At 51.6% G+C, this 2,926-nt stretch carries 1 rRNA gene; it reads right to left on the minus strand.

The window, feature by feature from the left end:
- Positions 1–31: 31 nt before the first annotated feature.
- Positions 32–2,926, minus strand: a 23S ribosomal RNA gene (locus LOK41_RS27720); the annotation flags it as partial.

Below are 2,926 nucleotides of genomic sequence, written 5' to 3' on the forward strand. Positions count from 1 at the left end.
TCAAAACTAGATAACATTTGCTTCATATTATATGGTTAAGTCCTCGATCTATTAGTATTCGTCAGCTCCACATGTCACCATGCTTCCACCTCGAACCTATCAACCTGATCATCTTTCAGGGATCTTACTAGCTTACGCTATGGGAAATCTCATCTTGAGGGGGGCTTCATGCTTAGATGCTTTCAGCACTTATCCCTTCCGCACATAGCTACCCAGCTATGCCCTTGGCAGAACAACTGGTACACCAGCGGTGCGTCCATCCCGGTCCTCTCGTACTAAGGACAGCTCCTCTCAAATTTCCTACGCCCACGACGGATAGGGACCGAACTGTCTCACGACGTTCTGAACCCAGCTCGCGTACCGCTTTAATGGGCGAACAGCCCAACCCTTGGGACCGACTACAGCCCCAGGATGCGATGAGCCGACATCGAGGTGCCAAACCTCCCCGTCGATGTGGACTCTTGGGGGAGATAAGCCTGTTATCCCCGGGGTAGCTTTTATCCGTTGAGCGATGGCCCTTCCATGCGGAACCACCGGATCACTAAGCCCGACTTTCGTCCCTGCTCGACTTGTAGGTCTCGCAGTCAAGCTCCCTTATGCCTTTGCACTCTACGAATGATTTCCAACCATTCTGAGGGAACCTTTGGGCGCCTCCGTTACACTTTAGGAGGCGACCGCCCCAGTCAAACTGCCCACCTGACACTGTCTCCCGGGTCGATAAGACCCGTAGGTTAGAATTTCAATACAGTCAGGGCGGTATCCCACCAGCGCCTCCACCGAAGCTAGCGCTCCGGCTTCAAAGGCTCCCGCCTATCCTGTACAAACTGTACCAAAATTCAATATCAGGCTACAGTAAAGCTCCACGGGGTCTTTCCGTCCTGTCGCGGGTAACCTGCATCTTCACAGGTACTATAATTTCACCGAGTCTCTGGTTGAGACAGTGCCCAAATCGTTACACCTTTCGTGCGGGTCGGAACTTACCCGACAAGGAATTTCGCTACCTTAGGACCGTTATAGTTACGGCCGCCGTTTACTGGGGCTTCAGTTCAGAGCTTCGCTTGCGCTAACCCCTCTCCTTAACCTTCCAGCACCGGGCAGGTGTCAGCCCCTATACTTCGCCTTACGGCTTCGCAGAGACCTGTGTTTTTGCTAAACAGTCGCTTGGGCCTATTCACTGCGGCTTTCCGTTAAGAAAGCACCCCTTCTCCCGAAGTTACGGGGTCATTTTGCCGAGTTCCTTAACCAGAGTTCTCTCGCACACCTTAGGATTCTCTCCTCGCCTACCTGTGTCGGTTTGCGGTACAGGCACCTTTTATCTCGCTAGAAGCTTTTCTTGGCAGCGGGGAATCAAAGACTTCGCTCCATAAGGAGCTTCCCCATCACAGCTCAGCCTTCACGATAAGCGGATTTGCCTACTTATCAGCCTAACTGCTTGGACGTGCACAACCAATCGCACGCTTCTTCTATCCTTCTGCGTCCCTCCATTGCTCAAACGATAAAGAGGTGGTACAGGAATATCAACCTGTTGTCCATCGCCTACGCCTGTCGGCCTCGGCTTAGGTCCTGACTAACCCTGAGCGGACGAGCCTTCCTCAGGAAACCTTAGGCATTCGGTGGACGGGATTCTCACCCGTCTTTCGCTACTCATACCGGCATTCTCACTTCTAAGCACTCCACCAGTCCTTCCGGTCTGACTTCACTGTCCTTAGAACGCTCCCCTACCACTGATACCATAGGTATCAATCCGCAGCTTCGGTGGTGTATTTAGCCCCGGTACATTTTCGGCGCAGAGTCACTCGACTAGTGAGCTATTACGCACTCTTTAAATGGTGGCTGCTTCTAAGCCAACATCCTAGTTGTCTAAGCAACTCCACATCCTTTTCCACTTAATACACACTTTGGGACCTTAGCTGGCGGTCTGGGCTGTTTCCCTTTTGACTACGGATCTTATCACTCGCAGTCTGACTCCCAAGGATAAGTCATTGGCATTCGGAGTTTGACTGAATTCGGTAATCCGATGAGGACCCCTAGTTCAATCAGTGCTCTACCTCCAAGACTCTAACACTTGAGGCTAGCCCTAAAGCTATTTCGGGGAGAACCAGCTATCTCCAGGTTCGATTGGAATTTCTCCGCTACCCACACCTCATCCCCGCACTTTTCAACGTGCGTGGGTTCGGGCCTCCATTCAGTGTTACCTGAACTTCACCCTGGACATGGGTAGATCACCTGGTTTCGGGTCTACGACCACGTACTAAACGCCCTATTCAGACTCGCTTTCGCTACGGCTCCGCCTCTTCAGCTTAACCTCGCACGGGATCGTAACTCGCCGGTTCATTCTACAAAAGGCACGCCATCACCCGTTAACGGGCTCTGACTATTTGTAGGCACACGGTTTCAGGATCTCTTTCACTCCCCTTCCGGGGTGCTTTTCACCTTTCCCTCACGGTACTGGTTCACTATCGATCACTAGGGAGTATTTAGCCTTGGGAGATGGTCCTCCCGGATTCCGACGGAATTTCACGTGTTCCGCCGTACTCAGGATACATTCAAGAGAGAACGAAGTTTCGACTACGGGGTTGTTACCCTCTGTGACGAGCCTTTCCAGACTGCTTCGTCTACCTCGTTCCTTTGTAACTCCGTATAGAATGTCCTACAACCCCAAGAGGCAAGCCTCTTGGTTTGGGCTAGATTCCGTTTCGCTCGCCGCTACTCAGGAAATCGCATTTGCTTTCTCTTCCTCCAGGTACTTAGATGTTTCAGTTCCCTGGGTCTGTCTTCAATACCCTATGTATTCAGGTAAAGATACCATACCATTACGTATGGTGGGTTTCCCCATTCGGAAATCTTCGGATCAAAGCTTACTTACAGCTCCCCGAAGCATATCGGCGTTAGTCCCGTCCTTCATCGACTCCTAGTGTCAAGGCAT

This window comes from Bacillus sp. TL12 (assembly GCF_022625245.1).
Classification (GTDB): domain Bacteria; phylum Bacillota; class Bacilli; order Bacillales; family Bacillaceae_G; genus Bacillus_A.